Annotated in this window: 2 protein-coding genes; both read right to left on the bottom strand. The window is 72.3% G+C overall.

Annotation, left to right across the window (positions count from 1 at the left end; genetic code table 11):
* Positions 1 to 164 precede the first annotated feature (164 nt).
* Complete coding sequence (locus tag ACFWV8_RS38265; RefSeq protein WP_384215091.1) at positions 165 to 1,448, bottom strand: HRDC domain-containing protein; 1,284 nt, start codon at positions 1,446 to 1,448, stop codon at positions 165 to 167.
* 87 nt (positions 1,449 to 1,535) lie between these two features.
* A complete protein-coding gene (locus tag ACFWV8_RS38260; protein WP_023537917.1) occupies positions 1,536 to 2,195 on the bottom strand; it encodes a response regulator transcription factor in 660 nt (219 codons plus the stop codon).
* Positions 2,196 to 2,523: the final 328 nt, after the last annotated feature.

Raw genomic sequence — 2,523 nt, 5'->3', positions numbered from 1 at the left:
GTGAACAACAAGGGCACATCGGGTCCAACGAACGGGGCACGCGCCGTAAATCACGCCGTCCGGACATACCCCTCCGGAGGCCCCGACCCCCGCCCCCGGCAACGAACCCGCAACCCGGCAACCCCGCCGGAGGCGACCCCGCGCGGGAGGCGCAAACGGGGGGCTCAGCCCGTTGCCGCCGTCGCCCCCAGCGCGCGGGCCAGCAGCGGCGCCACCTGTTCCACCTGCCACCGCCGCGCCCCATGCGCGGCCAGCGCCGACGACACCGCCTCCACGCTCCGCTCCGCCGGCGGCTCCCAGCAGACCCGCCGCACCGTGTCCGGCGTGATCAGGTTCTCCTGCGGCATGTTCAGCCGCTCCGCCAGCGCCGTCACCGCCGCGCGGGCCGCCGAGAGCCGGGCCGCCGCCTCCGGGTCCTTGTCCGCCCACGAGCGCGGCGGCGGCGGACCGTTCAGCGGCTGGCCGGGCTGCGGCAGCTCCGTGTCGGGCAGGGCCTTCGCCCGGTCGATCGCGGACTGCCACTGTTCGAGCTGGCGCCGCCCCATCCGGTGCCCGAAACCGGGCAGCGCGGTGAGGGCGTGCACGCTCAGCGGCAGGGCCAGCGCCGCCTCGATGATCGCGCCGTCGCTGAGGACCTTGCCGGGCGAGACGTCCCGCCGCTGCGCGGCCTGGTCGCGGGCGTTCCACAGCTCCCGTACGACGGCCATCTGCCGGCGCCGCCGGACCTTGTGCATGCCGGACGTACGGCGCCACGGGTCCCGGCGCGGGGGCGGCGGCGGGGCCGAGGCGATCGCGTCGAACTCCTGCCAGGCCCAGTCCAGCTTGTTCTGCCGGTCCAGCTCCTTCTCCAGCGCGTTGCGGAGATCGACCAGCAGCTCGACGTCGAGCGCGGCGTACCGCAGCCACGGCTCGGGCAGTGGTCTGGTCGACCAGTCGACGGCGGAGTGGCCCTTCTCCAGGGCGAACCCGAGAACGTTCTCGACCATCGCGCCGAGGCCGACGCGCGGGAAGCCCGCGAGCCGTCCCGCCAGCTCGGTGTCGAACAGCCGCGTGGGGCGCATGCCTATTTCCCTCAGGCACGGCAGGTCCTGTGTCGCGGCGTGCAGGATCCACTCCGTACCGGCGAGGACATCGCCGAGGGCCGAGAGGTCGGGGCAGCCGACGGGGTCGATCAGCGCGGTGCCCGCGCCTTCGCGGCGAAGCTGTACGAGGTAGGCGCTCTGCCCGTAGCGGTAGCCGGACGCGCGCTCCGCGTCGACGGCAAGCGGGCCCGTGCCCGCGGCGAAGGAAGCGATCACCTCGGCGAGCGCTTCTTCGGTGGCGACCACCGGCGGAATGCCTTCGCGAGGCTCCAACAAAGGGATCGGCGCCGTTTCGACGTCGGCCGGGGGAGCGCCCCCGGTGGTTCGCAGTGCTGGGTCTGCTGCGGTCTCTTGGGCGTCGGTCACGTGTCAAGGGTATCTGTGAACGGACGCCGCCCGCCGACGGAACGTTCCGTCGGCGGGCGATGCGGCCGGTGGGGAGGGTGAAACCGGTCAGTGAATGATTCCGGTGCGGAGGGCCACGGCGACCATTCCCGCCCGGTCGCCCGTACCGAGCTTGCGCGCGATGCGGGCGAGGTGGCTCTTGACGGTCAGGGCCGAGAGGCCCATGGAGACGCCGATCGCCTTGTTCGACTGGCCTTCGGCGACCAGCCTGAGCACCTCGACCTCACGGCCGGAGAGCTCGCGGTAGCCACCCGGGTGGCTCGGGGACCCCGGGGGGCGGCGGTGCATACGGGGTCCGGCGCCGATGGGGGCGGCGCCGGGGCGGCCGGGATGGCCGATATTCGTGCGCGTACCGGTCACGACGTAGCCCTTGACGCCGCCCGCGAGGGCGTTGCGCACCGCGCCGATGTCGTCGGCCGCGGAGAGGGCGAGGCCGTTGGGCCAGCCTGCTGCCCGGGTCTCGGACAGCAGGGTCAGCCCGGAACCGTCGGGCAGGTGGACGTCGGCAACGCAGATGTCGCGTGGATTGCCGACGCGGGGACGGGCCTCCGCGATGGACGAAGCCTCGATGACGTCGCGTACTCCGAGGGCCCACAGATGGCGGGTGACGGTGGAGCGGACGCGAGGGTCGGCGACGACGACCATGGCCGTCGGCTTGTTCGGGCGGTAGGCGACCAGGCTTGCGGGCTGCTCGAGGAGAACGGACACCAGGCCTCCTGGGAAGGGTGCGGGACGGGCCGGCTCTGGGGGGTGAAGCCGGGGGCGAACCGTGCTTGAAGGGTCATTGACCTCTTCGGCAGCAACGGTCCCCGCCTTTAGAGAATGATCACGAATTGATGAGTAACAATTCGGGCAATTCGGATGCGCGATCGATCATCATACGAGTGGGTCCCTCCCTAGGCCCTGTCCGGCGGATCTTCGCGGATGAGCCCGGAGCGTCTGGCACGGCACCTCGCCGCGTTGCCGAAGTGCCCACAGGAAACCACCCTGCGGGCACTTCGGCGCCTTGCGATGCACCGCGCCAGACGCTCCGGGC

The organism is Streptomyces sp. NPDC058665, from assembly GCF_042714995.1.
In the GTDB taxonomy this organism is placed as follows: Bacteria; Actinomycetota; Actinomycetes; order Streptomycetales; family Streptomycetaceae; genus Streptomyces.
The sequence above is the reverse complement of the archived record's forward strand: the minus strand, read 5'-3'. Positions and strand labels throughout refer to the sequence as shown.